The following is a 26,367-nucleotide window of genomic DNA, read 5'->3' on the forward strand; positions in this document are numbered from 1 at the left end:
ACGGCTACGACGCCGCTTGGAGCAGCGCGCCGTCCTGCCACTTGAGGATCTTGTCGAAGCTCACGATCGCCCCCCGCAGGGGGTGGTTGCGGAGCTGGACGTGGTCGGTGAGCGCGTGGATGAGGAAGAGGCCCCGGCCGGATTCGGCGGTGAGGTCGGGAAGGGTGTCGAGGTCCACCGGGCGCAGCGTCGGGGGCTGGGGGCGGCAGGGCAGGACGTGGGTGTCGTAGGGGCGGCCGTCACGGCGCGGGCGGTGCCCGGTCAGCACGCGGGCGGGGACGGTCGCGCGCCCGCGGCGGGAGCGGCGCGGGGCCGGGTGGGCCTGGGGCGGGGCCGACGGGCGGCGCCGGGGCAGCGGCGAGGGGGCCGCGGTCGGCGCGGGCAGGCCGGGGCCGGAGTCGGTGACCTCGATCCGCAGGCGGTCGCCGCAGATCGACGCGGTGACCTGGAAGCCATCGTCGGGCCGCCCGTCGGCGCCGTGCTCGACGGCGTTGGCGCAGGCCTCGCTGAGCGCGACGCCGAGGTCGTCGGCGATCTGCGGGTCGACGCCCGCCGTCGCCATGGCACCGAGCAGGATGCGCCGGGCCAGCGGGACGCTGGCCGGGTCGCGCTTGAGGTGCAGAGTCCACCAGATGTCCACGGGAGGTCCCTCCTGGCTGCGGCTCCACATACAACTAGGTATCTCCGGCCGTTCCGCCGGTGAACCGTGACGAAGGTCCGCGACCGCCCGTTCGGCGGATGGACTGGCGCGGTGGTCTGTGCCGAGCGGCGCACACGCGGGCGCACGCGCCTCGGCCGGACGGAGGATTCGTAGGCATTTCCCACCCTGCCCCCGGTGGCGTGGTGGGCGATGAGATGATGGCCCGGCCATGACTGCCCTCGCCGCCGCCCCGCACCCGGGCGCCCCTGCACCGGACGCGCCGGTGGGGGCCGCCGCCTGGGACCTGCGGCTTGCCAGGGCCGTTCCGTTCGCCCTCGTCTGCACCCTGATCGCGGCCGTCGGGCACGCCCTGACGGGCGGCGGCGACGTCGCCCTGCCCGCCCTCGCGACGGGCTTCGCGGCGGTGCTGGTGCTCGCGGTGGCGTTCGGCGCGCGGGAGCGTTCGCTGGCGGCCATCGCCGGTGCGCTGGGCGCGGGCCAGCTGGCTCTGCACTGCCTCTTCCACGGCTTCGGCGCCCTCTTCGGTGACTCCGGCGCCGCCGGCTCGATGGCCGGGATGCACCACGGCGGTTCCGGCCCGCTGACCCTGCCGCAGGTGGCCGGCCGGCTGATCTGCAACGAGGCGCACCCGGGCACGCTGGCCGGGCTGCCGGGCGGTCCGACGGCCGAGCAGCTGGTGTCGTCGGCGGGGCTGGACCCGGCCGCGTTCCCGGCCGTGCCGTGGTGGCAGGGCGGCGTGTTCGGCATGACGCCGGCGATGCTGGCGGGCCACCTGGCCGCGGCCCTGGTGGCCGGCTGGTGGCTGCGGCGAGGCGAGGCGGCGCTGTGGCGGCTGGTGCGGGTGGCCGCGACGGCCGCGCGCGAGCACTGGGCGGCGCCCCTGCGGTCGGCGTTCGCGCTGGTCGCGGCGCTGCTGCGGGGTCTGTTCGGGGCGGCGGGCCCGGCCCGCCGGTTCGGTGTCCGGGGCGGGGAGCACCCGCTGCCCGGGGGTGCCGCGTTGCGGCACAGCGTGGTGCGGCGCGGGCCGCCGGCCGGGGTGTTCGCGTACTGACCAGCCCCCTGGTACCCCGTTCCCGCCGGGTACCGGGCGTGCGCAGGTCGCCGGGCCGCACCCGCGTTCACGTCGCGGCGGTCCGTGCGCCGTTCCACCCCACACGTCCCCACGCGCGGACCCCGACCGGGCCTGATCCCGGCGGGCCGGTCCGCCGAGCTCCGAACGGAGACCACCGAACCCATGCGTTCCCTTCCCGCCCGCCGCATCGCGGCCGCCCTCGCCGTCGCCGCCACCTCCGTCGTGGTGCTGGCCGGCCCGGCCTTCGCGCACGTCACCGTGAACCCGGGCTCGGCCGCCCAGGGCGGTTACACGGCCGTCGACTTCCGGGTGCCGAACGAGAGCGACTCGGCGAGCACCGTGAAGCTGGAGGTCAACCTCCCGCTGGACCACCCGCTCGCCTCGGTCCGGACGCTGCCGATGCCGGGCTGGACCGCGACCGTCGAGAAGGCCAAGCTCGACAAGCCGATCAAGGTACACGGCGCCGACGTCAACGAGGCCGTCTCCAAGATCACCTGGACCGCCGACGCCGGCACCAAGATCGCCCCCGGGCAGTTCCAGGAGTTCCGCGTCTCGCTCGGCCCGCTGCCGTCCGACGCCGACAGCATGGCCTTCAAGGCCCTGCAGACCTACGACAACGGCGACGTCGTCCGCTGGATCGACGAGTCCCAGGCCGGCCAGCCCGAGCCGGCCCACCCGGCGCCCGTCCTGAAGCTCACCAAGGCCTCCGGCGACGACGGCCACGGCGTCTCCGCCACGGCCTCCCCGGCCGCGGGCGGCCACGGGCACGACGACAGCGCCGACCAGGCCCAGGCCTCGGACGGCGACAAGAAGAGCAGCGACTCCACCGCCCGGGTGCTCGGCGTCGTCGGCATCGTCGTCGGCGTGATCGGCACCGCCGTCGGCGTGATCGGCCTGCGCCGCAAGAGCGGCACCGCCTCCTGACCCCCGCGCCGGCGGGGCCGCTCCCGCGCCCCGGGAGCGGCCCCGCCGGCGGACCACCGCGCACGATCGGAACCCGCATGCCCCGCACCACCCGCACCGCCCGCCTGGCCGGCGCGGCCGCCGTCGCCCTGGCCGCCGCCCTCACGCTGACCGCCTGCGGCTCCTCCGGCGGCGGCTCGACCGCCGCCAAGGTGACGCAGCAGAAGGACGCCACGCCGTACGAGGGCACCAAGCTCGCCAAGAACTTCGAGAAGCCGGACCTGACGCTGACCGACACCTCGGGCCAGCCCTTCGACCTGCGCCAGCGCACCAACGGCAAGAGCCTGCTGCTCTTCTTCGGCTACACCAGCTGCCCGGACGTCTGCCCGACCACCATGGGCGACATCGGTGTCGCGATGAAGGGCCTCTCCCCCGAGGAGCGGCAGAAGATCGACGTCGTGTTCGTCTCCACCGACCCGCAGCGCGACACGCCCAAGGTGCTGCGCACCTGGCTCGACTCGATGGGCAGCGACTTCATAGGCCTCACCGGCGACCTGGAGAAGGTCAAGACCGCCGCCCGGTCGCTCGGCATCATGATCGAGGACCCGGTGGTCAACGCCGACGGGACCGTCACCTCCACCCACGGCGCGCAGGTGCTGGCCTTCCTCCCCTCGGACGACAAGGCGCACGTGCTGTACATGAGCGGCACCGAGGTGAAGACCTACCAGCACGACCTGCCGCTGCTCGCCAAGGGGGTCGCGGCATGAGCGAGCGGAGCGGGCTCGTCATCGAGGGGTGCGGTTCGCGCGAGGCGGGCGCATGAGCGCCGTGCACGGGCGGACGGTGCTCGGCTTCCGGCGGACGGCGCTCACCGGCGCGGTGCTGGCGACGGCCCTGGGCGGCGGCGCCTTCCTGGCCGCCTGCGGGGCGGGCGGCCAGGAAGGCGCGGCCGGAGGGGCGGCCGGAGGGGCGGCCCGGCTGAGCGTCGCCGACTCCTACATCCCGCTGCCCCCGGCGGGCGGGATGGCGGCCGGCTACCTGACCGTGCGCAACGACGGCGGCGAGGACCAGCTGGTCAAGGTGACCAGCCCCGGCGCCGGGTCGGTCACCATGCACCGGTCGACGGCGTCGAGCATGGAGCAGGTCGACCGGCTGGACGTGCCCGCGCACGGCACACTGCAGTTCACCCGGGGCGGCACCCATCTCATGATCATGGGATGGCAGAAGGCCCCGGCCCTCGGGGACGAGCTGGAGCTCGACCTGACCTTCGCCAAGTCCGGCACCGTCTCCGTCAAGGTGCCGGTCAAGGAGCTCACCTACCGTCCCGGCCAGAGTTAGGGTCCGCCAGCATGGAGAAGGCCTCGCACCGCCGGATCGCACCCCCGCGCACCGCCCCCCGCCGCATCGCCGGCCTGCTCGGACTGCTCGGCACGCTGTTCGCGCTGATGCTCGCCGGCGCCGTACCGGCCTCCGCGCACGCCACCCTGGAATCCACCGACCCGCACCAGAACTCGGTGCTCGCCACCGCCCCGCAGGCGGTCACGCTGACCTTCAGCGAGGGCGTGTCGCTCTCCGGCGACTCGGTCCGGGTGCTCGACCCGGCCGGCAAGGCCGTCGACACCGGCAACCCGGGGCACGCCGACGGCAGGACCGACACAGCCCGGGTCGGGCTCAACCCCGGCCTCGCCAACGGCACGTACACGGTGGCCTGGCGGGCCGTCTCGGAGGACTCGCACCCCGTCGGCGGCGCGTTCACCTTCTCCGTCGGCGCCCCCTCGGACACGTCGGTGTCCGCCACCGCGCTCCAGGGCGCCAAGGCGGACGGCGTGGTCGCCGCGCTGTACGGCACCGGGCGCACCGTCGCGTACGTCGCGTTCGCGCTGCTCGCCGGCGCCGCCGCGTTCACGCTGATCTGCTGGCCCGCCGGGGTGGCCCGGCGCTCGGTGCAGCGGCTGCTGATGACGGGCTGGGTGGCGCTGCTGGTGTCCACCGTCGCGGTGCTGATGCTGCGCGGGCCGTACGAGCGCGGCTCGGGGATCGGGCAGGCCCTCGACCTGTCGCTGGTGCGCGCCACGCTGGACGAGCGGATCGGCACCGCGCTGGCCGCCCGGCTGCTGCTGCTCGCGGCGAGCGGGGTGTTCCTGTCGCTGCTGGTCGGCCAGTTGGGTCAGCCGGGGCCGGAGGGCGAGGACGAGCACGGCGACGGACGCGACGACGCGACCACCGACACCACCGAGAGCGCCGAGACCGCCGAACTGCGCGAGCTGGAGCGGCGCGCCGCCCGGCGCCCGCAGCGCGAGGCCCGGCTCGGGCTCGGCGTCGGCGGGCTGGTGCTGGCGGTCGCCCTCGCGGCGACCTGGGTCGGTGCGGACCACGCCTCGGTGGGCATCCAGGTCTGGCTGGCGCTGCCGCTCGGCCTCCTGCACCTGATCGCGATGGCGCTCTGGCTGGGCGGCCTCGCCTCGCTGCTGGTCGCGCTGCGCGAGGGCGTCGGCGCGGAGGTCGTCGACCGCTTCTCGAAGATCGCGTTGGGCTCGGTCGCGGTGCTCGTGGTCACCGGCGTCTACCAGTCCTGGCGCGGCCTCGGCAGCTGGGGCGCGCTGACCGGCACCGAGTACGGGCGGCTGCTGCTGGTGAAGACCGGCTGCGTGGTCGTGATGCTCGGCGTCGCCTGGGTCTCCCGCTCCTGGCTGGCCCGGCTGCGCTCGGCCCCGGCCGAGGCCACCGAGGTCGAACCGGCCGAACTGCCGGAGCCGGTGGCCGTCGCGGCGCACTCCGAGGACCCGGTCCGCCAGGCCCAGCTGGAGCGCCAGCGGGCCGCCGTGGCGAGCGCCGGCCGCGAACGCGGCCTGACCCCGACCCGGGCCGGGCTGCGCCGCTCGGTGCTGGCCGAGGCGGCGGTCGCGGTGGCCGTGCTGGTGGTCACCACGATGCTCACCAACTCCCCGCCCGGGCGGGTCGCGGGCGAGGTCAAGGCCGGGGGCGCCGCGGCTCCGGTGGCCGGCGGGGCCGCCCCCGCGCAGACCCAGCCGGGCCGCACCGTGGAACTCGAGCTCCCGTACGACACCAAGGGGCGCACCCCGAACGCCAAGGGCACCGCGACGGTGACCGTCAACCCGGCGGGGACCGGCTCCAACGAGGTGAAGCTCGCGCTGGACGGCACGGACGGCAAGCCGGTGGACGTCCCCGAGGTGCAGCTCGCCTTCACCCTTCCGGACCGCGACCTCGGCCCGCTGCCCGTGCCGCTGACCCCGGAGGGCACCGGCCGCTGGAGCGGCACCGCACAGCTGCCGCTGGCCGGGGACTGGGTGGTGTCGGTGCAGATCCGCTCCTCCGACATCGACCAGACCACCCCGACGAAGTCCCTGAAGATCGGCTGAGCATGACCGACAGCACCACCGGCGGCACCACCGCACGGACCGGCCTCACCCGGCGCGCCCTGCTCGGCACCGCCGGCGCGGGGCTGGTCGTCGGCGCCGGGGTCGCCGGAGCCGTGGCCCTGGAGCGCCCGACTGCGGGCGACGGGGCGGGCGGCGGCCCGGCGCTCGGCGCGGCCCGGGTCCCGTTCTTCGGCGAGCACCAGGCCGGCATCCTCGAACCGCAGCAGGCCCGGGTCCAGCTCGCCGCCTTCGACCTGTCCGACGGCGCCGGGCGGGACGGGCTGCGCGGCCTGCTCCGGCGCTGGTCGCGCACGGCGGCCCGGCTGACCGCCGGGGAGCCGGCCGAGGAGTTCGAGAACCAGGTCGCGCTGGACGCCGGCCCCTGCTCGCTGACGCTCACCTTCGGCTTCGGGGCCGCCCTGTTCGACAAGGCCGGGCTGGCCGACCACCGCCCGGCCGCCCTCGAACCGCTGCCCGCCTTCACCGGCGACGCGCTCGACCCGGCGCGCGGCGACGGCGACCTGTTCGTCCAGATCGGCGCCGACGACGCCCTCGTGGCCGTGCACGCCCTGAGGGTGCTCCAGCGCCAGGCGGCCGGGACGGCCTCGCTGCGCTGGCAGTGCGCCGGCTTCGCCCGTACCCCGGGCGCCACCCCGCACCCGATGACCGGCCGCAACCTGATGGGCCAGATCGACGGCAGCAACAACCCCAAGCCCACCGACGACGGCTTCGCCACCAAGGTGTTCGCCGCCGCCGGGGGCGACCAGCCGGCCTGGACGACCGGGGGCTCCTACCTGGTGTTCCGGCGGATCCGGATGCTGCTCGACCACTGGGAGGCGCTGCCGGTGGACCGCCAGGAGCGGGTCGTCGGGCGGCGCAAGTCGGACGGCGCGCCGCTCGGCACGCCCGCCGGGGCCGGCGAGCACGCCGCGGTGGACCTGTCCGCCCAGGACGGGGACGGCGCCCTGGCGATCCCCTCCGACGCGCACATCCGGGTCGCCGCACCGGCCTCCAACGGCGGCGCGGCCATGCTGCGGCGCGGATTCTCCTACCACGACGGCCTGTTGGCGGACGGCTCGCCGGACGCCGGACTGCTCTTCCTCGCCTTCCAGGCCGACCCTCGCCAGGGCTTCACGCCGGTGCAGCGCAAGCTGTCCCGCGGGGACGGCCTCTCCCGCTTCCTGCGGCACGAGGCGAGCGGCCTGTACGTCGTGCCGCCCGGCGCCCCGCAGGGCGGGTACGTGGGGCAGCAGCTGCTGGACGGCTGAACCGCCGCCCGCCGCCGAACTGCTGGACGGCGGCGCCGGATCCCGCCCATCGGAACGCTTTCCTGGGCGGGGAACGGAGTGGTTATGGTGGCTACTTCGACCTGACGAGACGGAGACGGCATGTCGGCCACCCGCTACACCTACCTCGGCCCGGCGGGCACCTTCACCGAGGCGGCCCTGCGCACCCTGCCCGAGGCGGCGACCCGGGAGCTGGTGCCGCTGGCCTCGGTGCCGCTGGTGCTGGACGCGGTGCGCGGCGGCGAGGCCTCCGGCGCCTTCGTGCCGATCGAGAACTCCGTCGAGGGCGCCGTCACCGCGACCAGCGACGAACTCGCCTCCGGCACACCGCTCATGATCTACCGTGAGGTGCTGCTGCCGATCTCCTTCGCGCTGCTGGTGCGGCCCGGCACGGAGCTGTCGGAGGTCAAGACCGTCACCAGCCACCCGGTGGCCCAGCCGCAGGTGCGGCGCTGGATGGCGGCCAACCTGCCGGACGCGCGGTGGGAGGCGGCCGCGTCCAACGCGGACGGCGCCCGCCTGGTGGCCGAGGGCCGCTACGACGGCGCGTTCGCGGGCGAGTTCGCGGCGCCGATCTACGGCCTGGACCCGCTGGTCAAGGAGATCGCCGACGCGCACAACGCGACCACCCGGTTCGTCCTGGTCGGCAAGCCGGGGCGGGTCTCGTCGCCGACCGGGGCGGACAAGACCTCGATGGTGGTCTGGCTGCCGGACGACCACCCCGGTGCGCTGCTGGAGCTGCTCCAGGAGTTCGCGGTGCGCGGGATCAACCTGATGCGGATCGAGTCCCGGCCGACCGGCGAGGGGTTGGGCAGCTACTGCTTCCTCATCGACTGCGAGGGCCACCTGTCCGAGCGCCGGGTGGGCGAGGCGCTGATGGGCCTCAAGCGGATCTGCCCGCAGGTGCGTTTCCTCGGCTCCTATCCGCGCGCCGACCGGCAGGAGTCCTCGCACCGGCGGCCCGGGACCTCGGACGAGGATTTCGCGGCGGCGGCCGACTGGCTCTCGCGCGCCCTCGACGGCCGCGGCGACATCTGAGCGACGCCCTTTGTCTTTCTGACCTTTTCCGACCGTTTTCGCCCGGCCCCTCCGGGCGGGGCGGGTGACCGCACCCGTCGTCCACAGGGACGTCCGGACCCGGAACCCGCTGTCCACAGGGCCGCTCGCTATCCACAGCCGAAAGTTATCCACAGGCCTGGGGATGAGTCGACAAACCGGTATAGCCACTGCGCAGAACGGTCAGATCATCGGTTTGCTTCACAGAGTTGACTAATCGGATCAGAGTCACCCGACTGCCAGCAAATCACCCGTTCGAGTGCTTCAATTCCCTCGCCCGAGAAGGTCGAATGAGGTTTGAAACCTCAATTCCTTGGTTCGATCACCCGGAGGGCCGCGCTCCACAAGGATCCACAGTCTCGGCCCCACGCCTGTGGATAACCAACCGTCGGCGGGCTGCCCGCAGGAGTTATCCACAGGTGGCGGGGAGTTATCCCCAGGGGAAAACCGGTACCGGTGGACGAGCCCCCGCCCGGTAGGCTTGGGCGCGTGATTGACCTTCGCCTGCTCCGTGAGGACCCTGACCGAGTGCGCGCCTCGCAGCGCGTCCGTGGCGAGGACGTCGACCTGGTCGACGCCCTCCTCTCCGCCGACGAGCGGCGCCGGTCCTCGGGCACCCGTTTCGACGAACTGCGCAGCGAGCAGCGACTGCTGGGCAAGCAGGTCGCCCAGGCCAAGGGCGACGAGAAGGCCGCCCTGCTGCAGCGCACCAAGGACCTGGCCGCCGAGGTCAAGGCCGCGGACGCCGAACAGGGCGCCGCCAAGGAGGAGGCCGACCGCCTGCTCCGCTCGCTGGCGAACCTCATCGACCCGGCCGCCCCGGTCGGCGGCGAGGAGGACTTCGTCACCCTGGAGGAGATCGGCACGCCGCGCGACTTCGCCGCCGAGGGCTTCGAGCCCCGCGACCACGTCGAGCTCGGCCAGATCCTGGGCGCGATCGACACCGAGCGCGGCGCCAAGGTCGCCGGTGCCCGCTCGTACTACCTGACCGGCGTCGGCGCGCTGCTGGAGCTCGCCCTGGTCAACATGGCCTTCGCGCAGGCCACCGCGGCCGGCTTCATCCCGATGATCACCCCGACCCTGGTCCGCCCGGCCGCCATGGACGGCACCGGCTTCCTGGGCCAGGCCGCCGAGAACGTGTACCACCTCAAGGAGGAGGACCGTTACCTCGTCGGCACCAGCGAGGTCCCGCTCGCGGCGTACCACATGGACGAGATCATCGAGGCCGAGAAGCTGCCGCTGCGCTACGCCGGCTACTCGTCCTGCTTCCGCCGCGAGGCCGGCACCTACGGCAAGGACACCCGCGGCATCATCCGCGTCCACCAGTTCGAGAAGGTGGAGATGTTCGTCTACACCACTCCCGAGGACGCCGAGAACGAGCACCGCCGCCTGCTCCAGTGGGAGAAGGACTTCCTCAACGCGCTGGAGCTGCCCTACCGGGTGATCGACGTCGCCTCCGGCGACCTCGGCGCCTCGGCGGCCCGCAAGTTCGACATCGAGGCCTGGATCCCCACCCAGGGCAAGTACCGCGAGGTCACCTCGACCTCCAACACCACCGAGTACCAGTCCCGCCGACTGGCCATCCGGATGCGCGAGGAGGGCAAGACCCGCCCGCTCGCCACCCTGAACGGCACCCTGGTCGCCGTCCCGCGCACCATCGTGGCGATCCTGGAGAACCACCAGCAGGCCGACGGCTCGGTGGTCGTGCCCGAGGCGCTGCGGCCGTTCCTCGGCGGGCGCACCGTCCTCGAACCGGTCGCCAAGTAACACCGCACCACCAGCAACTCCCGGGAGACGCACGGCCCATGAGCACCATCAGCCCCAGCCCCGTCTCCCTCGGCGACGACGCCCCGCACGGTGGCGGCCTGCCCTTCCGGCTGGTCGCCACCGACCTCGACGGCACCCTGCTGACCGGCGAGGAGACCGTCTCCGCACGCACCCGAGCCGCCCTGGCCACGGCCACCGGCGCGGGTGCGCTGCACATCGTCGTCACCGGCCGCTCCGCCGTCTGGGCCCGGCCGGTGTTCGACGAGATCGGCTACACCGGGATAGCGGTCTGCGGCCAGGGCGCCCAGGTCTACGACGCCGGCGCGCACAAGCTGCTCACCTCGCTCACCCTGGACCGCAGGCTCGCCGCGCTCGCCATCACCAAGATCGAGGCCGAGACCGGCCCGCTGGCAGTGGCCGCCAACCAGGACGGGCTGGACGGCCAGGTCCTCGCCGGGCCCGGCTACGAGCTGCTGATCGGCTCCGACCTGCCGGTGTGCCGGGTCGAGCGGGACGAACTGCTCACCACCCCGATCAGCAAGCTCTACATCCAGCACCCCGGTCTGACCGACGACGCCCTCGCCGAGGCCGCCCGCCGCGTCGCCGGGGACCTGGTCGGCGTCGTCATGGCCGGCGCCGGCGTGGTCGAGCTGCTGCCGCTCGGCCTGTCCAAGGCCACCGGGCTGGCCGTCGCCGCCCGCCGCCTCGGGGTGCGCGCCGCCGACACCATCGCCTTCGGCGACATGCCCAACGACGTGCCGATGTTCGGCTGGGCCGCCCACGGAGTCGCGATGGCCAACGCCCACGAGGAGCTCCTGGCCGTGGCCGACGAGGTCACCGCGAGCAATGACGAGGACGGCGTGGCCGTCGTCCTGGAACGTCTCTACCCGGCCCGCTGAGCGGCCGGGGCGTCCCCCGCCCCCGGACCCGTCGCACGACGTTCATCCCCAGTTGTAGGATGACCGGGCAAGCGGTTGTAGGATGACCGACGACCGATGGTGACGGACAGCGGAGGGAGCACCGGCATGACCAGCGACGGCAGCAGCCTGCAGGCGGCCGGACGGCGCTCGCTCGTGGACACCGCCATCGACCAGCTGCGCGAGCAACTCGCGGGCGGCACCTGGCCGGTGGGCTCCAAGATCCCCACCGAGCACGAGCTCGCCGAGCGGCTGCAGGTCGGCCGCAACACCGTCCGGGAGGCGATCCGGGTGCTGGTGCACGCCGGCATGCTGGTCTCCCGGCAGGGCGAGGGCACCTTCGTCCGCAGCACCAGCGACCCCGCCGCCGTCCTGCGCGGCGTCCAGCGCTCCGGCATCCGCGACGTCCTGGAGGTCCGCGCGGCGCTGGAGACCGAGGGCGCGCGCCTGGCCGCCCTGCGGCACACCCCCGAGGACATCGCCCGGATGCGGGCCGCGCTGGCCCGCGAGGCCGAGGTGATCGCGGCGAGCCCGGAGCGGGCCGGCCGCGAGGCCACCGTCGAGCACGACCTGGAGTTCCACACCGCCGTCGTCGAGGCCGCGCACAACCCCGCGCTGGCCGAGGTCTACCGCTACTTCGGCGCCTCGGTGCGCGAGTCGATGCGGACGGCCTTCGGCGACCACGACATGCCCGAGGTGGTCGTCGCCACCCACGCGGCCCTGGTGGACGCGATCGAGAGCGGCGACCCGGACCGCGCCGAGGCGGCGTGTCGGGCGCTGCTCGCCGAGCCGATCGCGGCCGTCGAGCAGCTCCTCGCGACCATCGCGGCCCGGAAGTAAGGCCCGGAAGCAGGGCCCGCGCGCCCTTCCGCCGTCCGCACCACCTCTCACCCCCGAAAGAACAGCACCCCCATGGCCGTCACCCGTGCCCAGCAGCCGGTTGTCACCTCCTCCGCCCCGCTCCCCGTCCGGTCCCGGCCGGCCCACCCGGCCCTGCTGCTGACCGGCATCCTGCTGGTCGCGCTGAACATGCGCGCCTGCCTCGCGGCGATCTCCCCGATGGTCGGCGAGATCCAGCGCACCTTCGGGCTGTCCACGACCGCGAGCGGCCTGATCACCACCGTGCCGGTGCTGTTCCAGGGCGTCGGCGCGCCGCTCACCCCCCGGCTGACCCGGCGCTTCGGCACCGAGCGCGTCGTGCTCGGCGCGGTGCTGGTGCTCGGCGCGGGCGTGCTGCTGCGGGTGCTGCCCTCGGTGGCGGCGCTGTACGCGGGCTGCGTGGTCATCGGCGTGGCGATCGCGGTGCTGAACGTCTCCATGCCGGGTCTGGTCAAGCGGGAGTTCCCGGAGCGGGCGGCGGCGATGACCGGCGTCTACTCGACCACGATGCTGGTCGGCGCGACCCTCGCGGCCGGTCTCTCGGTGCCGCTGGAGCACGCGCTGGGCGGCGGCTGGGAGGCCTCGCTGGGCGCCTGGTCGCTGCTCGCCCTGGTGGCGGCGGTGGCCTGGCTGCCGCAGGTGCTGCGCTCGCGCGACGAGCGGGCGGCGGCCGTCGCGGCCCCGGCCGCCGGACGGGCCGGCGCGAGCAAGCCGATCGAGGGCATCTGGCGGTCCGGACTGGCCTGGCAGATCAGCCTGTTCATGGGCATCTCGTCGCTGCTGGTCTACACCCTGGTGGCGTGGATGCCGACCATCCTGGCCGAGCACGGGATGGACCGCGGCCAGGCCGGCCTGGTCTTCGCCTTCTCCAACCTGCTGCAGGTGGCCGGCGCGTTCCTGGTGCCGCTGGTCGCCGGCCGGATGACCAGCCAGCGCGCCCTCGCGGTGGCCATGGCCGGGCTGAACGGCCTCGGCATCGCCGTGCTGCTGGTCGCGCCGGTGTCGGGCGCCTGGGTCGCGGCGGCCATCCTCGGCGTCGCGCAGGGCGGTTCGCTCGGCCTCGGCCTGGCGTTCATCGTGCTGCGGACCGGCAGCGCGGCCGGCGCCGCCCAGCTGGGCGGCATGTCCCAGGCGATCGGCTACCTCGTCGCGGCGGCCGGTCCGGTCGGCGCGGGTGCGCTGCACCAGCTGACCGGCGGGTGGAGCGCGACGCTCGCGCTGATGCTCGTCCTGGTCGCCGTGGTCGGCGCGGCCGGCTGGGGCGCGGGCCGCAACCGGACGCTCTGACCGCCCGTTCCGTTCCGGCCGGCCCCGGCCCCGGCCCCGGCCGACTCAGTCCTCGCCGGCTCAGTCCTCGCCGGCCAGCGTCAGCCCGGCCAGCCGCACCGCGGCCAGCACGGTCGCGGCGACGGTGACCACCAGCAGCAGCGGCACGGCCACCCCGAAGGAGACGTCCGCGCCGATCGCGGCGTCCCCCGCCACCGTTTCGGCGACCGACCGGGCCCACTGCTGGACGCTGAGCGTGCGGGCGCCCGCCACGAAGTTGCCGACCAGCGACTCCCACACCAGCGCGTAGCCGAGGCCGACGACCACCGCGTGCCGGGTGACCACACCGAGCAGCAGGAACAGTGCGCTGTACGCGGCTCCCGCGACCAGCGCCGCGACGGTGTAGCCGAGCGTGACGCCGTCCCTCGTGCCGTACAGCATCAGGCCCGCGAGCAGGGTCGGGACGGCGGCGAACACCCAGGTGGTGCCGATCGCGACGAACAGCTTGGTGGTGACGATCTCCCAGCGCGGCAGCGGCTTGGCGAGCAGGTAGACGATCGAGCCGTCGTCGATCTCGGTGGCGATCACACCGGTGCCGACGACCAGGCCGAGGATCGGCACCAGAGTGCCGAGGCCGAGCTGGCCGAGGATCTTGACGGTCAGGTCGTGCCCGTCCCCGCTCGACCCGCTCGCGAGTGCCGAGACGAGCAGCAGCAGGGCGGGGACCACCAGCAGCAGGGCGCCGCGGCGGCGGCCCAGCAGGCCGCGCAGCGTCAGCCTGGCGACGGTCGGATTCATGGTCGGCCTTTCCCGATGGCGTGCTGAGGTCAGGCGGAGACGAGGTAGGAGAACACGCTCTCCAGCGACTCGTCCGCCGGGGCGACGGTGTACAGGGTGATGCCGGACTGCCGGGCGACCCGGGGCAGCAGCGTCGTGAAGCCCTGGAAGTTCACCGCCTGGATCCGCAGGGCCCGTTCGCGCTCGTCCACCTCGATGCCCGCGGTGGAACCGTCGGCGATCAGGGCGGCGGCCAGCCGGCGGTCGTCGCTGGAGCGGACCAGGTAGCGGTGCGGGCGGTCGGTCATCAGCCGGCGGATCCGGCGGAAGTCGCCCGAGGCGGCGTGCCGGCCGGCCACCACGACCTCGATGTGCCGGGCGAGTTGCTCGACCTCCTCCAGGATGTGCGAGGAGAACAGGACCGTCCGGCCGTCCGCGCCGAAGCGGCGCAGCAGGTCCATCAGCTGGAGCCGCTGGCGCGGGTCCATGCCGTTGAACGGCTCGTCGAGCAGCAGCACGGCCGGGTCGTGGACGAGCGCGGAGGCCATCTTGACCCGCTGCTTCATGCCCTTGGAATAGGTGCCGGTCCTGCGGTCCTGGGCGTACTCCATCTCCACCAGGCCGAGGGCACGGCGGGCGGCGGCGCCCGGATCGGGCAGGCCGTGCAGCTCGGCGTTGGCCAGCACGAACTCCCAGCCGGTCAGGTAGTCGTACATCGACTCCCGCTCGGGGACCAGCCCGATCTTCCGGTACACCTCCTGGTTGCGCCAGATCGGCGCGCCGTCCAGGGTGACCGTGCCGGTGGAGGGCGCGAGGAACCCGCTCATCATGTGGATGAGGGTGGACTTGCCCGCGCCGTTCGGGCCGAGCAGGCCGGTGATCCCCGGACCGATCGCCATGCTGATGTCGTTGACGGCGACCACGTTGCCGAACCAGCGCGAGACCTTGTCGATGGTGATGGTGGCCATTGCGTGCCCCTCCTGGGCTCTGCGGTCGTCGGACGCCGCGTGTGATCAGACGCTGCGGTAGCGGCGCAGCAGCAGCCCGTACGCCCCGGCCGCCATCCCGGCGGCGACGGCGAGGAACACGGCGGCACCGAGCGCGCCGGGAGCGTGCATCCGGCCGACCGAGCCGCCGACGTCGAAGAGCTGGTTGGTCAGGCTCTCCACCAGGTCGTTCGGCGACAGCAGCGCGGCCCACTGCGCGGAGTCCGGGACGGTGACCTCGAAGCCGGTGCCGATCCGGGTGAGGATCGCCACGACCACCGAGCTGATCACGAGGTAGCCCATGATCCCGGCCACCCCGAAACCGCGGCGCGGGGTGGCGGCGGCGATCACCATCGCGACCGAGGTCGGCACGAGCGCGTACAGCACGGCGGCCACCAGGCCGATCAGGAAGTGCTCGGTGTTGTGCGCGAAGTCCAGCCGGCCCAGCAGCGCGCCGGCGTAGAGCACCACCAGGGGCGCCGCCATCAGCAGGAACTGGGCGCTGAACATCGCCGCGAACTTGGCCCGCACGTAGTCGCCGCGGGTGATCGGACGGGAGAAGTACAGCGGGACGGTGTGGTACCTGAGGTCCCGGGAGAGGAGCACCGGCGCCTGCGAGGCCAGGAAGATCGAGACGATCAGGCCGAAGGACGACAGGTAGCGCGGGTAGTCCAGCGGCAGCTCGGCGGCGTTGGTGAACAGCGCGATCGCGACCATGATGACGGCGGGCACGGTGAGCACGCCGAGCACCAGCATCGGCAGCACCTTGGACTTGCCGGAGCGCCCGAGACCGTACGCGGCGCGCAGGCTCTGGGTGAACAGCGAGCGGGTCGCGTAGCCCCGGCCGAGGCGGGGGCCGGCGTAGCCGCGGTAGCCGATGTCGTGGATGACGCCGGCGTCGACGGGCCTGCTCTCAGGAGGCATCCTCCGGACCTCCCTTGGACTCGTCCGTGAAGAGTTCGGCGACCCGGTGCCGGCGCTGTTCCAGCCGGACCAGGCCGAGGCCGAGGTCCGCGACGGTGTCGCGGATGGTGTCGTAGGTGTCGTCGCCGGCCAGCCGGACGAGGAGCACGTGCGAGCCGTCCGGGGTGGCGGACAGGCCCGCGGCGGTGAGGCGTTCGAGGACGGCGGCGCCGGGGTCGGGCACCAGGTCATCCGGGTGGTCGGTGACTTCGAGCGCGAGGAGGGCCGTCGCCTCGGTGAAGGAGGCGGTGGAGGAGGAGCGCAGCAGCTTGCCGCCGTCGATGACGACCAGGTGGTCGCAGGTGCGCTCCAGCTCGCCGAGCAGGTGGGTGGTGACCAGCACCGAGATGCCGAAGTCCCGGTGGACGCGGCGGATCAGCGCCAGCATCTCGTCCCGGCCGGCCGGGTCGAGGCCGTTGGTCGGCTCGTCCAGCAGCACCAGCTTCGGGTCGTGCACGAGTGCCTGGGCCATCTTGACCCGCTGCTTCATGCCGGTCGAGTAGCCGCCCATCGGGCGGTAGCGCTCCTCGTACAGGCCGACGTGGCGGAGGGTGTCCGCGGTGCGCTCGCGGGCCGCGGCGGCGGGAAGTCCGGCCATCCGGGCCATGTGCACCACGAACTCGGTGGCCGACACGTCCGGCGGCAGGCAGTCGTGCTCCGGCATGTAGCCGACGCGCTCGCGGATCTCCGGGCCCTGGGTGGCGATGTCCAGGCCGAGGACCCGGCCGGTGCCGGAGGTCGCCGGGGCGAGCCCGAGGAGGATCTTGATGAGGGTGGACTTGCCCGCCCCGTTGGCGCCGACCAGGCCGACGACCCCCGGGTGCACCTCGACGGTGAGCCGGTCGAGGGCGGTGACCCGGGGGAACCTCTTGGAGAGGTCGTCCGTCTTGATGACAGGAGTGGACACGCCCCCAACGTAACGGGCCCGCGCCGCAGGGACCATGAGCTGGAATGACGAACCGTGGATGATGCTGCGGTATGACGCCGGCGGGCTCTCCCCTAGGGGTCGGACGGAATCGGCCGGGCCGACCACTCGTGACGTGGCCGGCCCGGCCGACTGCCTGACGCCTCGTCAGTTCAGCAGATCGGACTGCAGGGTGGCCACCTGGCGGAACGGAGCGACCGGCACGCCCTTCGGGTTGGTCATCGTGATGACGGCGAGGACGTCGTTCGCCCCGAGGTACGCCATCCGGGCCGTCGGGTCGCCCTTGCCGCCCTGCACCGAGGACTCCTTGACCGCGAGGTCGACGTTCGGGAGGGTGTCCCAGCCGTCGTGCGAGCCGGCCTTCGCCCCGGGCAGGGCCTTGGGCAGGCTGTTCGCGCGCAGGGCGGAGAAGACGTCCCAGCACTCGGAGTACGAGCCGAAGCGCAGCAGCCGGATCTGCGTGCGGGTGCCGTCGGAGGCCGTCCACTCCCGGACGGCGGCCGCGCGGCACGCGTTCTGCAGCAGCAGGGCGCGCAGGTCGGCCGGGTTCTGCTGCTCGTCGAGGACCGCGTCGCAGGGGGCCCAGTCGGCGGTCGCCGCACCGGGCCCGGCAGCGGCCGACGGGGCCGCCGTCCCGGACGGCGACGCGCTCGCGGACGGGCTCGCGGACGCGGCGGCGGACGGGCTCGCGGAGCCGGAGGCCGAGGGCGTCGCGGTCGGGCTCGGGAAGACCACCGGCCCCGGCGAGCCGCCGGCCTCCTTGGGCGCGGGCAGCACGAGGTAGCGGAGGTCCGCGCGGTGCGGCTGCTTGTCCTTCCGCACCGACGGGCCCTTCGCCGGGGGCTGCGGCGGCAACGCCAGCGCGGGGAAGGTGTAGCGGCCGTCGCTCTCGGTGGCCAGGCCCGGGATGTCCGTGCGCTCGGGAACGGTCAGGGCCATCGCCGTCCCGGTGCCGGCGAGCGCGCACACCAGGGTGGCGGCGGCCCAGCGCACCACCGCCTTGCGGCGGCGGGTGCGGCGGGCGAGGCGGGCCTCGCGCTCCTCGGGCGTCTCGGGAGCGGCCGGCGGGGGCGGCACCAGCTCCACCTCCGACAGCGCCGGGCCGGCCGGCACAGCGGGCTCGGGCGGGGCGGTCGGGGCGGTCGGCGCGGGCGGAGCGGGCGGGGGGACGGGGGTGCCCGCGGGGTCCTGCGGGGTGACGTGGTCGGTCATACGGACGCTCCCGGGCGGGCGAGGCGGTCGAGCTGCGCGGTGAAGAGGGCGACGATCCTGTCCTTGGGCAGCGGCGCCACGCCCTCGACGTTCATGACCACGAGGAGGTCGCCCTCGGCGGCCGAGCACTCCAGGTAGTCGAGCGGGGCGGACGGCGGCGCCGGCATCAGGTAGCAGTGCGCCTCCGGGTGGCCGGGGATCTCCGGGCCGAGCCGGAACAGGCCGGTGTCGCTGAAGACCGCCGTGTACTCGTTGAGCTTCTGCACCTCCTGCTGGTTGAACTGGCGCAGCTTCAGGCCGACCACCAGGTCGTCGCCCTCGGACCGGTACGTCCGCACACCGGTGGCCTTGACGTGCAGGCCCTCCCAGTAGGCGCGGAGCTTGTCCCGCTTGTCCTTGGGGATCTGCTGGAGCTCCTCGTCCAGTTCGGCGCTGAGCTGCTCGGCGCCGATCTCGTCGTCGTTGCCGTAGCCGCCCTCGTCCGGGCCGAGTTCGAAACCGGCCGGGACGGGCAGCAGCAGGTCTCGCAGCGAACCGAAGTGGTTGCCGTTGGACTTGGCGCCGAAGGGCGTGGCGGTCGCGGTCGGCGCCGGCGCGACGGACGGGCCGGCGGCGGCCGGGGCGGGGTCGTCGTACTGCGTCTTGATGATGCCGATGCCGATGGCCACGCCGACCAGCGCGGCGGCGACCGTGGCGGCACCCGCGCGCAGCAGGCGGCCGGAGGCCGGGCGGGGGCGCGGGGCGACGGGGGCCGGTTGCCCGAACGCGAACTGCTCGGACGTGAACTGCTCAGCGGCGGGCTGCAGTTCCGGAGCGGGCTGCTCGGCGGCGGGCTGCACGGGGGTGGCGTGCGGCTGCTCGGGGGTCTCGGCCCCGGTCACGGTGCTGTCGCTCATATCAGCCGCTCCCACTGCTGCTTGGCGAGGTCCTCCAGGGCGTTCGAGGTCACCGGCTTGGCTCCGAAGACCTCGACCTCCATCACGACGGTGCCGCGCTGGGCCACGGCGTGGCCGTAGTAGTACGGCTCCTTGCTGTCGGACCAGTAGCTGGGCTGGTCGAACACCTTGTAACCGCCGTTGGCGCCCTTCTCGAAGGGCTGCGAACGGAAGAGGTCGGCGCGCGACTTCGCCTCCGAGGCGTGCTCCGGCGCGTACTGGACCAGCGCCACGCGGTACTTGACGTCGTCCTTCTCCCAGTCGACCTCCACCGCGCGCCGGAATCCGCGCGAGTTCAGGTCCTTGAACTCGCGGACCGAGTCACCGGCGTGCTCGGCGAGGTCACCAGCCGACACCCAGGACGGCTTGTCCGGGTTGTCGCCCCACGGCTTGCTGCCCTCCGGCGCGGTGAGGAGGAGCTTGCGCAGGTCGCCGTCGATGGCGAGCGGCTGCGGCTGCTCGGCGGCGAAGGCGGTCGGGTCGACCGTCACGGCCGGGTAGGAGGGCAGTGCGACCTGCAGCGGCGGGAGCGGCGTCGGCGGGCGCTGCGCCTGGATGGCGTAGCCCACGCCGCCGCCACCGAGGACGCCCAGCACCAGGCCGCACACGGCCAGCAGCACCGGCCGGGGCCGGCGCGGGGCGCGCGGCGCGGGCTCGGGCCCGACGGCCAGGAGGTCGGGCGCGCAGGCGTCGGGGACAGCGGCGTCGGGCGCGACGGCCCCGGGCGCGGCAGCGGGCTGCGGCGGCACCGCCGGGGCGGGCGGCGCGGCGGGCGGCGCGGCGGGCGGCGCGGCGGGCGCCGGGGCCGGCGGCGCGGCGGGCGGCGCGGCCGGCGGAGGGACGTCGCCGGGCGACGGCTCCACGGGTTCGGTGGTCACGAAGTGGCTCCAGGAGAAGGAAGGACGACGGCGGGCGGGCGGCGGTGCGGGCTCAGCCGCCGGAGGCGAGCCACTCGCGCTGCCGCTTCATCAGCTCGCTGAGCAGCGCCTTGTCCGGCGTCCCCTTCACCTCGACGTCGATGGTGTACTGGACGTCGCCCTGGCTGGAGATGCCGGTCATCGAGCCGGTGTAGGCCTGCTGCTTGGGCTTGTGGACGTAGCCGTGGGCGTTCGGGTCGCCGTCGATGTCGATCGGGTCCTGCGACTTGACGGTGTAGCCCTTGACGAACTCGGTCGCCATCGCGGTGGAGCCGAAATGCAGGAGGGTGACGGTGACTTCGGCCTTGCCGTCGGCGGTGCGGTACATCCGGGTGGCGCCCTCCTTGTACCCGTACGAGCCGAGGATGTCCATGATCCCGTCCTGCTTGCCGAACAGCTCGGCGACGTCGTCGTTGCTCAGCTTCGCCCCGTCCACGGGCCCGTACGACTCACCGCCGTCGGGGATCGGGAGCAGGAAGTAGCGCAGGTCGCCGTCGTGCTTGCCGCCGCTGACGGTGCCCTTGACGGTGCTGGCCGGCTTGGGCGCGGTCGGGACGGCGGTCGGCGTCGGAAGCGGCACGGCGGTGGGCGTCGGGCTCGCGGAGGCCGTCCCGGACGCGGACGCGGCGGCCGTCGGCGCGGGTGCGGCCGCGGCCGGGCGGGCGTCCGGCTTGCCGACGGCGACGGTCACGGCGGCGCTGGTCGCCGTGACGGCGAGCAGCCCGGCGGTGGCGAGCGCGATGCCGACGGCGCGCGGCAGCCGGCGCGCGGGCACCCCGGCGACGGGCTCGGCCGGCGGCTCCGCCGTCGGTGCGGCAACCGGCGCCGCGGGCGACTCGGCACCGGGAGAATCGGGTTGAGCAGCTACCGGCTGCTCCGCGGGGTGCTCGTTTTCGGGCGCGGACAAGGAACTCCCCCCAGGGAAACGTGGAATGTCGCGCGCGGGCCCCTCGCACACCGCCCCCCAGCGGCTCTCCGGACCGTCCGGCACGCGTCTCAGCAGGAAGTATGAGAGCCCGGTGAGAAATCCGCCAACAAAATCATCACCACGTTCCGCCCCAATTCCCGATGAATCGGGCACGCCGTGATCCAAACGCAATGGGCGGACCGGCGTCGACCGCCGATCCGCCCCGTTCGCCCTGCGCCGCCCGCCTACCGGCGCGGGCGGCCGCGCCTCAGGAAACCGCCGTCTCCCACATCTCGACGACCTTGCCGGAGGCGTCGAGCGTCACCTTGAAGACGTTGTTCTGGCAGGGGTAGACGCCCTTGTCGCTGCCCGGCGTCGCGATGCACTCGTTGACGTGCTTGGCGAGGGTCTCCGCGTTGGCATCCATCGGCGGCTTCACCACCGACCGCAGCTGGGCCTTGAAGGTGGGGGCGAACTGCGCGGTCTTGTCGGGCCCGGTCGGTTCGAGGGCGACGTCGTCGACCCCGCAGGCGTCCTTGGTGTCCTTGTAGACCAGGGTGGTCCCGTTGGTGCCCTTCACCGGAACGATCCACTTCTGCCCGGCCGGCAGCGGGTCGTGGGTGCAGAAGCCCTCCGGGCCGCCGTCGGTGGCGCCGGCGGACGGCTTGCCGGTGGGCTTGGCCTTCCCGGTCGGCGAGGCGGCGCCGGAGGCCCCACCGGTGGCGGGCGCGCCGGTGGGTGCGGCGGCGGTGCCGGAGCCGCCGCCGGCCTGGTCGGACGGGTTGTCCGGGCCGCAGGCGGCCAGGCCGAACGCGGCCGTGGCGACCAGGGCGGCGGAGAGCATCTTCCTGGAAACGAGCATGGCGACTAACCCCCGTGTGACGCATGATCAGGTTATCGGTGCGGCGGACAGACTAGCGCCTCCCACCGTCGCTCCACGCACGCCCGCACCGGCACCCCCGCGCCCCTGGGCGTCCCCGGCACCACCCGACACCGGTGCACCGGCGACGTGGGGTCGGAGCCATGCGACCGAGCACCGTGATCCTCCCCGTCCATCGGTGCACGGCCCCGGGGCGTGCGAGCCTCTTCGATGTTCGGGGCCGGCCCCGCTCCGCCGGGCGGAGCGGGGCTGCCGTTCAGGAGGAGAGGCGGTTCAGAGCTGCGGCGGTGATGCCTTCGACGTAGGTCGGGGCGCCGGCGGGCTGGCCGGTGAGCTCGACGATGGCGACCTTGGTGCCGCTGCGCAGGACCGCGACCCCGCCGCTGACGGTGCCGTCGCCGTTGTAGGCCGGGTACCAGCGGGCGGTGCCGCCGGTGACGGTCAGGGTGTGGGCCGCGCCGTAGTGCCAGTGGCCGTCGGGCTCGTCCTGGCAGTCCTGAACGAGCCCGACGAGTTGCTTCTCCCAGGTGGTGGCCGCGGTCTCGGTGGGAGCGCTCGCGGCCGACTCGAACAGTCGGCCATCGGTGTCGAAGGTCCAGGTCACGGACGCGTACGCGGTGGCCTTGCCCTTGGTCAGGTCGCGCATCGTCTCCTCGCCGGAGCACGCGGACAGCCCCTGGCGTCCGGTCAGCGCAACGGTCGCGCCGACCGGGTTCAGGCCCTGCCGGAAGTCTTCGCTCTGAACGAGGCCGGCGGAGCCGAGCCCGGGCGTGGCGACCGCGGCAGCAGCCGGCTGGGCGGCGACCGCGGTGCGGTTCGCGGCGTTGCTCGCGGCCCCGTCGGCGGTGGCCGACTGGGTGCCGACGACGCTGGCCGTGACCAGTGCGGCGGCGAAGCAGGCCGCGGCGGCGACCCGGTTGCGGCGAACGGACTTCGGCTGGACGGCGTGGTTCTCGGTCATCTGGTCCCCCTGCTGGTCGGGACGCCTGCTGCGTCCTCGTACGACCGGGGAGATGCCGCCGGGGGAGGGAAAGTTGGAGCCCTGACGGGCTGTTTCACAGCTGTGACAGAGCGGTCCTGACGACGCGGTCCATCGCGGCCGTCCCCAGGCAGGCGTCGACCTCCAGCACCCCGTAGTGGTTGCCGCTGCGCAGCGCGGCGATGCCGCCGCAGGGCTCCTCGCCCTCGGGCGCTCTGCCGGTGGTATTGAGCGATCCCTGGTAGGTGCCCATCCAGCTCGCGGTGACGTCCGGGGCGAGCCGCAGCGTCGTGGTCACCCCGAAGACCCAGTGCCCCGGCGGTTCCTCCTGGCAGGCCACCTCCTCCAGCAGCAGGCGCTCGGTGAAGTTCTGCGCCAGGGAGGGGCTCGGGGCCTCGGCGGCGACCTCGCGGGCGACCTGGTCGACGCGGTCGGCGGCCAGCGTGGGGTCGCCTGGGCTGGTGCGGGGGCTGGTCATCAGCCCGCGGAAGTGGGCACCGGGCCCGCCCAGGGTCTGACTGAGGGTCTTCTCGCCGGTGCAGGCCGAGTTGGCGTAAACCCCGTCGCCGTACCGGTCGGTGACGTGGATCTGCCCGATGCCGACGTCCGGGCTGAACGCCCCGGGTTCCAGAAGGTTCGCGGTCGTCACCGGCCCGGTCGCACCGGTCGGCGAGGCGGATCCGGAGGCCGCGGACACGGGCGTCGGGACGGACCCGCCGGGCGTCGCGGGAGCGGTCGCGCCCCGGGACGCCCCGCCGGCCGCGGCATCCGACCGTGCTGCCGGGTGCGCGGTGGCACCGGGGGGCGGTGGCAGGACGAACCAGCCGGTCGCCAGCCCGAGCGCGGCGGCGGCCACCAGAGCGGCGACGGCGGACCGGGGCCGGACGACGGCGCGGCCGCCGCCCGCCGCGGGAGCGCCGTTCACGGACCGGTGACCAGGCGCTCGCGCATGAAGCGGCGGGCCTGGTGGATACGGTCCTTCACCGTGCCCAACGGGGCGTCCAGCTGCTCGGCCACCTGGACGTAGGTCAGGTCGCCCAGGTCACGCAGCACGAAGGCCTCCACCAGGGTGGGGTGCTGTTGCTCCAGCGCGGCCAGCGCCTCCATCAGGTCGAGCCGGGTCCCGGCGATGACGCTGGTGGTGCGCGGGTCGACGGACTCGGGGAGGTCGGCGTGGCTGTCCTCGGCGCGCCGGCGCATCGAGCGGTAGGTGGACCGGGCGGCGTTCGAGGCGATCACCGTCACCCAGCCCAGGAAGGAGCCGCGGCCGCCGTACTCGCCCAGGTGCGTGCTGATGGACAGCAGCGCGTCCTGCGCGGCCTCCTCCGCGTCGGCGTGGTGGGGCAGGAAGCGCGAGCAGCGGCGCAGCACCACCGGCCGCAGCTTGGCCAGCAGGTGCTCCGTCGGCCCCGGGTCCCCCGCCTGAGCGGCCGCCACGAGCCGTTCCAGTTCGCCTTCCTCGAACACCGGATCCCCCCGTTTCGTCCCGCCTGGCATCCCACCCGCCGAACGGGAGTTCCGCACTCCCACCGACTCCGGCAGAATGCTGCCACATGCGCAAGCTCGGCCGTTACCTCCTCCTGGAGCGGCTCGGAGCCGGCTCCTTCGCGACGGTCTGGAAGGCCTACGATCCGGAGCTCGACACCGAGGTCGCGGTGAAGGTGCTGGCCGAGAACTGGGCCGTCAACGCCGATGTGCGCGAGCGGTTCCTGACGGAGGCGAGGCTGCTGCGCCGGATCGCCAGCCCGCGGGTGGTCCGGGTGCACGACGTCGGGGTGCAGGAGGACCGGCCCTACTTCGTCATGGACTACGTACGCGGCGGCACCCTGGCGGACCGGGTCGGGCAGTGCGACCCGCAGGAGGCGCTGCGGCTGGCCGCGGAGGCGGGCTACGCGGTCCAGGTCCTGCACGAGGCGGGCGTGGTGCACCGCGACGTCAAGCCGTCCAACCTGCTGCTCGCCACCGGCCCTGCGCCCGCCGCGGTGCTGGTGGCGGATCTGGGCAGCGCGAAGCAACTGGCCGACGCGTCCGGGCTGACGGTGACCACGGGCACGCCCGCGTACATGGCACCGGAACAGGCCTTCCAGACCGGCGGGTTCGACGGGAGGGCCGACGTGTACGCGCTGGCCGTCGTGACCTACGAGCTGCTGACCGGGCAGAAGCCCTTCGGCCCGGGCGGACGCGCCACAGCCCTGATGACCGACCAGCCGACCGCCTCGACGCTACCGGCGCCCCCAGCCGGAGCGGAGCTCCCACCGAACGTCGCCCTGCTGCTGCGGGCCGCGATGTCCGTCGACCCGGCGGACCGACCGCCGACCGCCCAGGCCTTCGCAGACGCGCTGCTGGCTCCGGTCCCGCAGTCCCGGCCCCTGGAGGGCCCCGGGTGGCTGACCCCGCGCGCGGTCTGTCTGGCGTCGGGCACGGTGTTCACGGCGACGACCCTGCTGAGCTGGCTGCAGCGCTGAAAGCGGCAGGGAGCCAGCCGGCACCGGCGGTCGTGTCCCGGCGAGGAATCCGGCCGCGAACTTGTGAAGGATCCAGGCCCTCCGCCGCCACCTGACCGCCGCCACCGACGGACAGGTCACCGCCGACCAACTCGCCGACGCCCACCCCGCAGTCGCCGTCGGCACCGCAGCCATCGTCCACGAGGACGAAACCGGCGACAGCCTCGAAGTCATCGTCTCCCACGACGCGGACCAATGCGCTCCCGAACCTGGCCGGGGCGCGGCACCGGCTTCACTCGGGACGAAGAGCTCGTCAAGTCGGAGGGCGATGGCCGCTGGCGGCTGCCGTAGGGTCGACGGTATGCGTCTGAGCACGGTGATCCTCCCCATCCACCGGTGGAGCGAGGGGCAGAAGATCTGGCAGCGGGCCGAGGAACTCGGGTTCCACGCCGCGTACACGTACGACCACCTGTCGTGGCGGTCGTTCCGGGACGAGCCGTGGTTCGGGTCGGTGCCGACGTTGACGGCGGCGGCGTGTGCGACCGAGCGGATCAGGCTCGGGACCTTGGTGACCTCGCCGAACTTCCGGCACCCGGTGACGCTGGCCAAGGAGTTGATCACGCTGGACGACGTGTCCGGCGGGCGGCTGACGCTCGGCATCGGCGCCGGCGGCGTCGGCTACGACGCGACGGCGATGGGCCAGGAGGCGTGGTCACCGAAGGAGCGGGCGGCCCGCTTCGGCGAGTTCCTGCCGCTGCTGGACAGGCTGCTGCGCGAGGACGCCACGACCGAGGCCGGCACGTACTACTCGGCCGTCGAGGCGCGGAACATCCCCGGCTGCGTGCAGACGCCGCGCGTCCCGTTCTACGTGGCCGCGACCGGCCCGCGCGGGCTGAGGCTGGCCGCCGAGCACGGGCAGGGCTGGGTGACGTACGGCGACCCGCGCGGGCCGGCGGACGTGCCGGTGGAGCAGGCGCCCGAGGTCATCGCGCAGCAGATCGCGAAGCTCACCGCTGCCTGCGAGGCCACCGGCCGGGACGTCGCCACGCTGGAGAAGGTGATGCTCCAGGGCTCGACGGCGGAGAAGCCGCTGCAGTCGCTGGGCGCCTTCGTCGACTGGGCGGGCACCTACCGGGAGCTGGGCATCACCGAGCTGGTGATCCACTGGCCGGTGCCGGACTCGATCTTCGAGAACGACCTCGCCGTCTTCGAGGACATCGCCACCGAGGGCCTCGCCCAGCTCGGCGACAGCTAG

Annotated in this window: 26 protein-coding genes; 13 read left to right on the forward strand and 13 right to left on the reverse strand. The window is 74.0% G+C overall.

Going from position 1 to position 26,367, the window contains the following annotated elements; all coding sequences use genetic code 11:
* Window positions 1–4 precede the first annotated feature (4 nt).
* Window positions 5–640 carry an ATP-binding protein gene (locus AB0C76_RS23405; RefSeq protein WP_359968664.1) on the reverse strand — a complete coding sequence of 212 codons (636 nt, stop codon included), beginning with the start codon at window positions 638–640 and terminating at the stop codon, window positions 5–7.
* A gap of 229 nt (window positions 641–869) precedes the next feature.
* On the opposite strand from AB0C76_RS23405, the gene AB0C76_RS23410 reads away from it, so the two are divergent.
* From AB0C76_RS23410 to AB0C76_RS23460, 11 genes are all read left to right on the forward strand, one after another.
* Window positions 870–1,712, forward strand: a complete 843-nt coding sequence (locus tag AB0C76_RS23410) for a hypothetical protein (protein ID WP_359968667.1) — start codon at window positions 870–872, stop codon at window positions 1,710–1,712.
* Between the two features lie 183 nt (window positions 1,713–1,895).
* Window positions 1,896–2,657 carry a YcnI family protein gene (locus AB0C76_RS23415; RefSeq protein WP_359968669.1) on the forward strand — a complete coding sequence of 254 codons (762 nt, stop codon included), beginning with the start codon at window positions 1,896–1,898 and terminating at the stop codon, window positions 2,655–2,657.
* 77 nt (window positions 2,658–2,734) lie between these two features.
* Entirely contained in the window at window positions 2,735–3,403 is a 669-nt protein-coding gene (locus tag AB0C76_RS23420; protein WP_359968672.1) for an SCO family protein, read from the forward strand.
* A 52-nt stretch (window positions 3,404–3,455) separates the two neighbouring features.
* The gene (locus AB0C76_RS23425; protein WP_359968675.1) at window positions 3,456–3,974 is read left to right on the forward strand and encodes a copper chaperone PCu(A)C; all 519 of its coding nucleotides are present in this window, start codon (window positions 3,456–3,458) and stop codon (window positions 3,972–3,974) included.
* Between the two features lie 11 nt (window positions 3,975–3,985).
* Window positions 3,986–6,016, forward strand: coding sequence for a FixH family protein (locus tag AB0C76_RS23430; protein ID WP_359968677.1), 2,031 nt, complete (start codon window positions 3,986–3,988; stop codon window positions 6,014–6,016).
* A gap of 2 nt (window positions 6,017–6,018) precedes the next feature.
* Complete coding sequence (efeB, locus tag AB0C76_RS23435; protein WP_359968680.1) at window positions 6,019–7,284, forward strand: iron uptake transporter deferrochelatase/peroxidase subunit; 1,266 nt, start codon at window positions 6,019–6,021, stop codon at window positions 7,282–7,284.
* A 120-nt stretch (window positions 7,285–7,404) separates the two neighbouring features.
* On the forward strand, window positions 7,405–8,340 hold the full coding sequence (gene pheA, locus AB0C76_RS23440) for a prephenate dehydratase (RefSeq protein ID WP_359968683.1): 936 nt from the start codon (window positions 7,405–7,407) through the stop codon (window positions 8,338–8,340).
* 507 nt (window positions 8,341–8,847) lie between these two features.
* Complete coding sequence (gene serS, locus AB0C76_RS23445; protein ID WP_359968686.1) at window positions 8,848–10,125, forward strand: serine--tRNA ligase; 1,278 nt, start codon at window positions 8,848–8,850, stop codon at window positions 10,123–10,125.
* 38 nt (window positions 10,126–10,163) lie between these two features.
* Entirely contained in the window at window positions 10,164–11,024 is an 861-nt protein-coding gene (locus AB0C76_RS23450) for an HAD family hydrolase (protein WP_359968688.1), read from the forward strand.
* Window positions 11,025–11,150: 126 nt separating this feature from the next.
* A complete protein-coding gene (locus tag AB0C76_RS23455; protein ID WP_359968691.1) occupies window positions 11,151–11,882 on the forward strand; it encodes a FadR/GntR family transcriptional regulator in 732 nt (243 codons plus the stop codon).
* A gap of 72 nt (window positions 11,883–11,954) precedes the next feature.
* Window positions 11,955–13,208 carry an MFS transporter gene (locus tag AB0C76_RS23460; RefSeq protein ID WP_359968694.1) on the forward strand — a complete coding sequence of 418 codons (1,254 nt, stop codon included), beginning with the start codon at window positions 11,955–11,957 and terminating at the stop codon, window positions 13,206–13,208.
* 60 nt (window positions 13,209–13,268) lie between these two features.
* On the opposite strand, the gene AB0C76_RS23465 is transcribed toward AB0C76_RS23460, so the two are convergent.
* The 12 genes from AB0C76_RS23465 to AB0C76_RS23520 form a co-directional block, all read right to left on the reverse strand.
* Window positions 13,269–13,985, reverse strand: a complete 717-nt coding sequence (locus tag AB0C76_RS23465; protein WP_359968696.1) for an ABC transporter permease — start codon at window positions 13,983–13,985, stop codon at window positions 13,269–13,271.
* Between the two features lie 29 nt (window positions 13,986–14,014).
* Window positions 14,015–14,932 carry an ABC transporter ATP-binding protein gene (locus tag AB0C76_RS23470; protein ID WP_359968699.1) on the reverse strand — a complete coding sequence of 306 codons (918 nt, stop codon included), beginning with the start codon at window positions 14,930–14,932 and terminating at the stop codon, window positions 14,015–14,017.
* Between the two features lie 45 nt (window positions 14,933–14,977).
* A complete protein-coding gene (locus tag AB0C76_RS23475; protein ID WP_359968701.1) occupies window positions 14,978–15,874 on the reverse strand; it encodes an ABC-2 transporter permease in 897 nt (298 codons plus the stop codon).
* Entirely contained in the window at window positions 15,864–16,820 is a 957-nt protein-coding gene (locus AB0C76_RS23480) for an ABC transporter ATP-binding protein (protein ID WP_359968704.1), read from the reverse strand. The genes AB0C76_RS23475 and AB0C76_RS23480 overlap by 11 nt, the downstream gene beginning before the upstream one ends.
* 165 nt (window positions 16,821–16,985) lie before the next feature.
* A complete protein-coding gene (locus AB0C76_RS23485) occupies window positions 16,986–18,050 on the reverse strand; it encodes a hypothetical protein (RefSeq protein WP_359968707.1) in 1,065 nt (354 codons plus the stop codon).
* Window positions 18,047–18,946 (reverse strand): hypothetical protein, encoded by a 900-nt coding sequence (locus AB0C76_RS23490; protein ID WP_359968710.1) that lies wholly within the window; start codon window positions 18,944–18,946, stop codon window positions 18,047–18,049. Before AB0C76_RS23490 ends, AB0C76_RS23485 begins: the two co-directional genes overlap by 4 nt.
* Window positions 18,943–19,863 (reverse strand): hypothetical protein, encoded by a 921-nt coding sequence (locus AB0C76_RS23495; RefSeq protein ID WP_359968713.1) that lies wholly within the window; start codon window positions 19,861–19,863, stop codon window positions 18,943–18,945. Before AB0C76_RS23495 ends, AB0C76_RS23490 begins: the two co-directional genes overlap by 4 nt.
* 52 nt (window positions 19,864–19,915) lie before the next feature.
* Window positions 19,916–20,809: a hypothetical protein gene (locus AB0C76_RS23500; protein ID WP_359968716.1), complete on the reverse strand. Its 894-nt coding sequence runs from the start codon at window positions 20,807–20,809 to the stop codon at window positions 19,916–19,918.
* A gap of 268 nt (window positions 20,810–21,077) precedes the next feature.
* Window positions 21,078–21,671, reverse strand: a complete 594-nt coding sequence (locus AB0C76_RS23505; RefSeq protein ID WP_359968718.1) for a hypothetical protein — start codon at window positions 21,669–21,671, stop codon at window positions 21,078–21,080.
* Window positions 21,672–21,945: 274 nt separating this feature from the next.
* Window positions 21,946–22,650 (reverse strand): hypothetical protein, encoded by a 705-nt coding sequence (locus AB0C76_RS23510; RefSeq protein WP_359968721.1) that lies wholly within the window; start codon window positions 22,648–22,650, stop codon window positions 21,946–21,948.
* 94 nt (window positions 22,651–22,744) lie between these two features.
* Window positions 22,745–23,593 (reverse strand): hypothetical protein, encoded by an 849-nt coding sequence (locus AB0C76_RS23515; protein ID WP_359968724.1) that lies wholly within the window; start codon window positions 23,591–23,593, stop codon window positions 22,745–22,747.
* Window positions 23,590–24,135 carry an RNA polymerase sigma factor gene (locus AB0C76_RS23520; RefSeq protein ID WP_359968727.1) on the reverse strand — a complete coding sequence of 182 codons (546 nt, stop codon included), beginning with the start codon at window positions 24,133–24,135 and terminating at the stop codon, window positions 23,590–23,592. The genes AB0C76_RS23515 and AB0C76_RS23520 overlap by 4 nt, the downstream gene beginning before the upstream one ends.
* A gap of 86 nt (window positions 24,136–24,221) precedes the next feature.
* Between AB0C76_RS23520 and AB0C76_RS23525 the strand changes: the two genes are divergently transcribed.
* Together AB0C76_RS23525 and AB0C76_RS23530 are read left to right on the forward strand one after the other, a co-directional pair.
* Window positions 24,222–25,133: a serine/threonine-protein kinase gene (locus tag AB0C76_RS23525; RefSeq protein WP_359968730.1), complete on the forward strand. Its 912-nt coding sequence runs from the start codon at window positions 24,222–24,224 to the stop codon at window positions 25,131–25,133.
* A 340-nt stretch (window positions 25,134–25,473) separates the two neighbouring features.
* Window positions 25,474–26,367 (forward strand): LLM class flavin-dependent oxidoreductase, encoded by an 894-nt coding sequence (locus tag AB0C76_RS23530; protein WP_359968733.1) that lies wholly within the window; start codon window positions 25,474–25,476, stop codon window positions 26,365–26,367.

The sequence above is a fragment of the Kitasatospora sp. NPDC048722 genome (assembly GCF_040650235.1).
Lineage (GTDB): Bacteria > Actinomycetota > Actinomycetes > Streptomycetales > Streptomycetaceae > Kitasatospora.

Coding starts and splice junctions, on each gene's coding strand:
- AB0C76_RS23410 (WP_359968667.1), top strand. CDS start 870: ATGACTGCCCTCGCCGCCGCCCCGCACCCGGGCGCCCCTGCACCGGAC.
- AB0C76_RS23415 (WP_359968669.1), top strand. CDS start 1,896: ATGCGTTCCCTTCCCGCCCGCCGCATCGCGGCCGCCCTCGCCGTCGCC.
- AB0C76_RS23420 (WP_359968672.1), top strand. CDS start 2,735: ATGCCCCGCACCACCCGCACCGCCCGCCTGGCCGGCGCGGCCGCCGTC.
- AB0C76_RS23425 (WP_359968675.1), top strand. CDS start 3,456: ATGAGCGCCGTGCACGGGCGGACGGTGCTCGGCTTCCGGCGGACGGCG.
- AB0C76_RS23430 (WP_359968677.1), top strand. CDS start 3,986: ATGGAGAAGGCCTCGCACCGCCGGATCGCACCCCCGCGCACCGCCCCC.
- efeB (WP_359968680.1), top strand. CDS start 6,019: ATGACCGACAGCACCACCGGCGGCACCACCGCACGGACCGGCCTCACC.
- pheA (WP_359968683.1), top strand. CDS start 7,405: ATGTCGGCCACCCGCTACACCTACCTCGGCCCGGCGGGCACCTTCACC.
- AB0C76_RS23450 (WP_359968688.1), top strand. CDS start 10,164: ATGAGCACCATCAGCCCCAGCCCCGTCTCCCTCGGCGACGACGCCCCG.
- AB0C76_RS23455 (WP_359968691.1), top strand. CDS start 11,151: ATGACCAGCGACGGCAGCAGCCTGCAGGCGGCCGGACGGCGCTCGCTC.
- AB0C76_RS23460 (WP_359968694.1), top strand. CDS start 11,955: ATGGCCGTCACCCGTGCCCAGCAGCCGGTTGTCACCTCCTCCGCCCCG.
- AB0C76_RS23465 (WP_359968696.1), bottom strand. CDS start 13,985: ATGAATCCGACCGTCGCCAGGCTGACGCTGCGCGGCCTGCTGGGCCGC.
- AB0C76_RS23470 (WP_359968699.1), bottom strand. CDS start 14,932: ATGGCCACCATCACCATCGACAAGGTCTCGCGCTGGTTCGGCAACGTG.
- AB0C76_RS23475 (WP_359968701.1), bottom strand. CDS start 15,874: ATGCCTCCTGAGAGCAGGCCCGTCGACGCCGGCGTCATCCACGACATC.
- AB0C76_RS23485 (WP_359968707.1), bottom strand. CDS start 18,050: ATGACCGACCACGTCACCCCGCAGGACCCCGCGGGCACCCCCGTCCCC.
- AB0C76_RS23490 (WP_359968710.1), bottom strand. CDS start 18,946: ATGAGCGACAGCACCGTGACCGGGGCCGAGACCCCCGAGCAGCCGCAC.
- AB0C76_RS23505 (WP_359968718.1), bottom strand. CDS start 21,671: ATGCTCGTTTCCAGGAAGATGCTCTCCGCCGCCCTGGTCGCCACGGCC.
- AB0C76_RS23510 (WP_359968721.1), bottom strand. CDS start 22,650: ATGACCGAGAACCACGCCGTCCAGCCGAAGTCCGTTCGCCGCAACCGG.
- AB0C76_RS23525 (WP_359968730.1), top strand. CDS start 24,222: ATGCGCAAGCTCGGCCGTTACCTCCTCCTGGAGCGGCTCGGAGCCGGC.
- AB0C76_RS23530 (WP_359968733.1), top strand. CDS start 25,474: ATGCGTCTGAGCACGGTGATCCTCCCCATCCACCGGTGGAGCGAGGGG.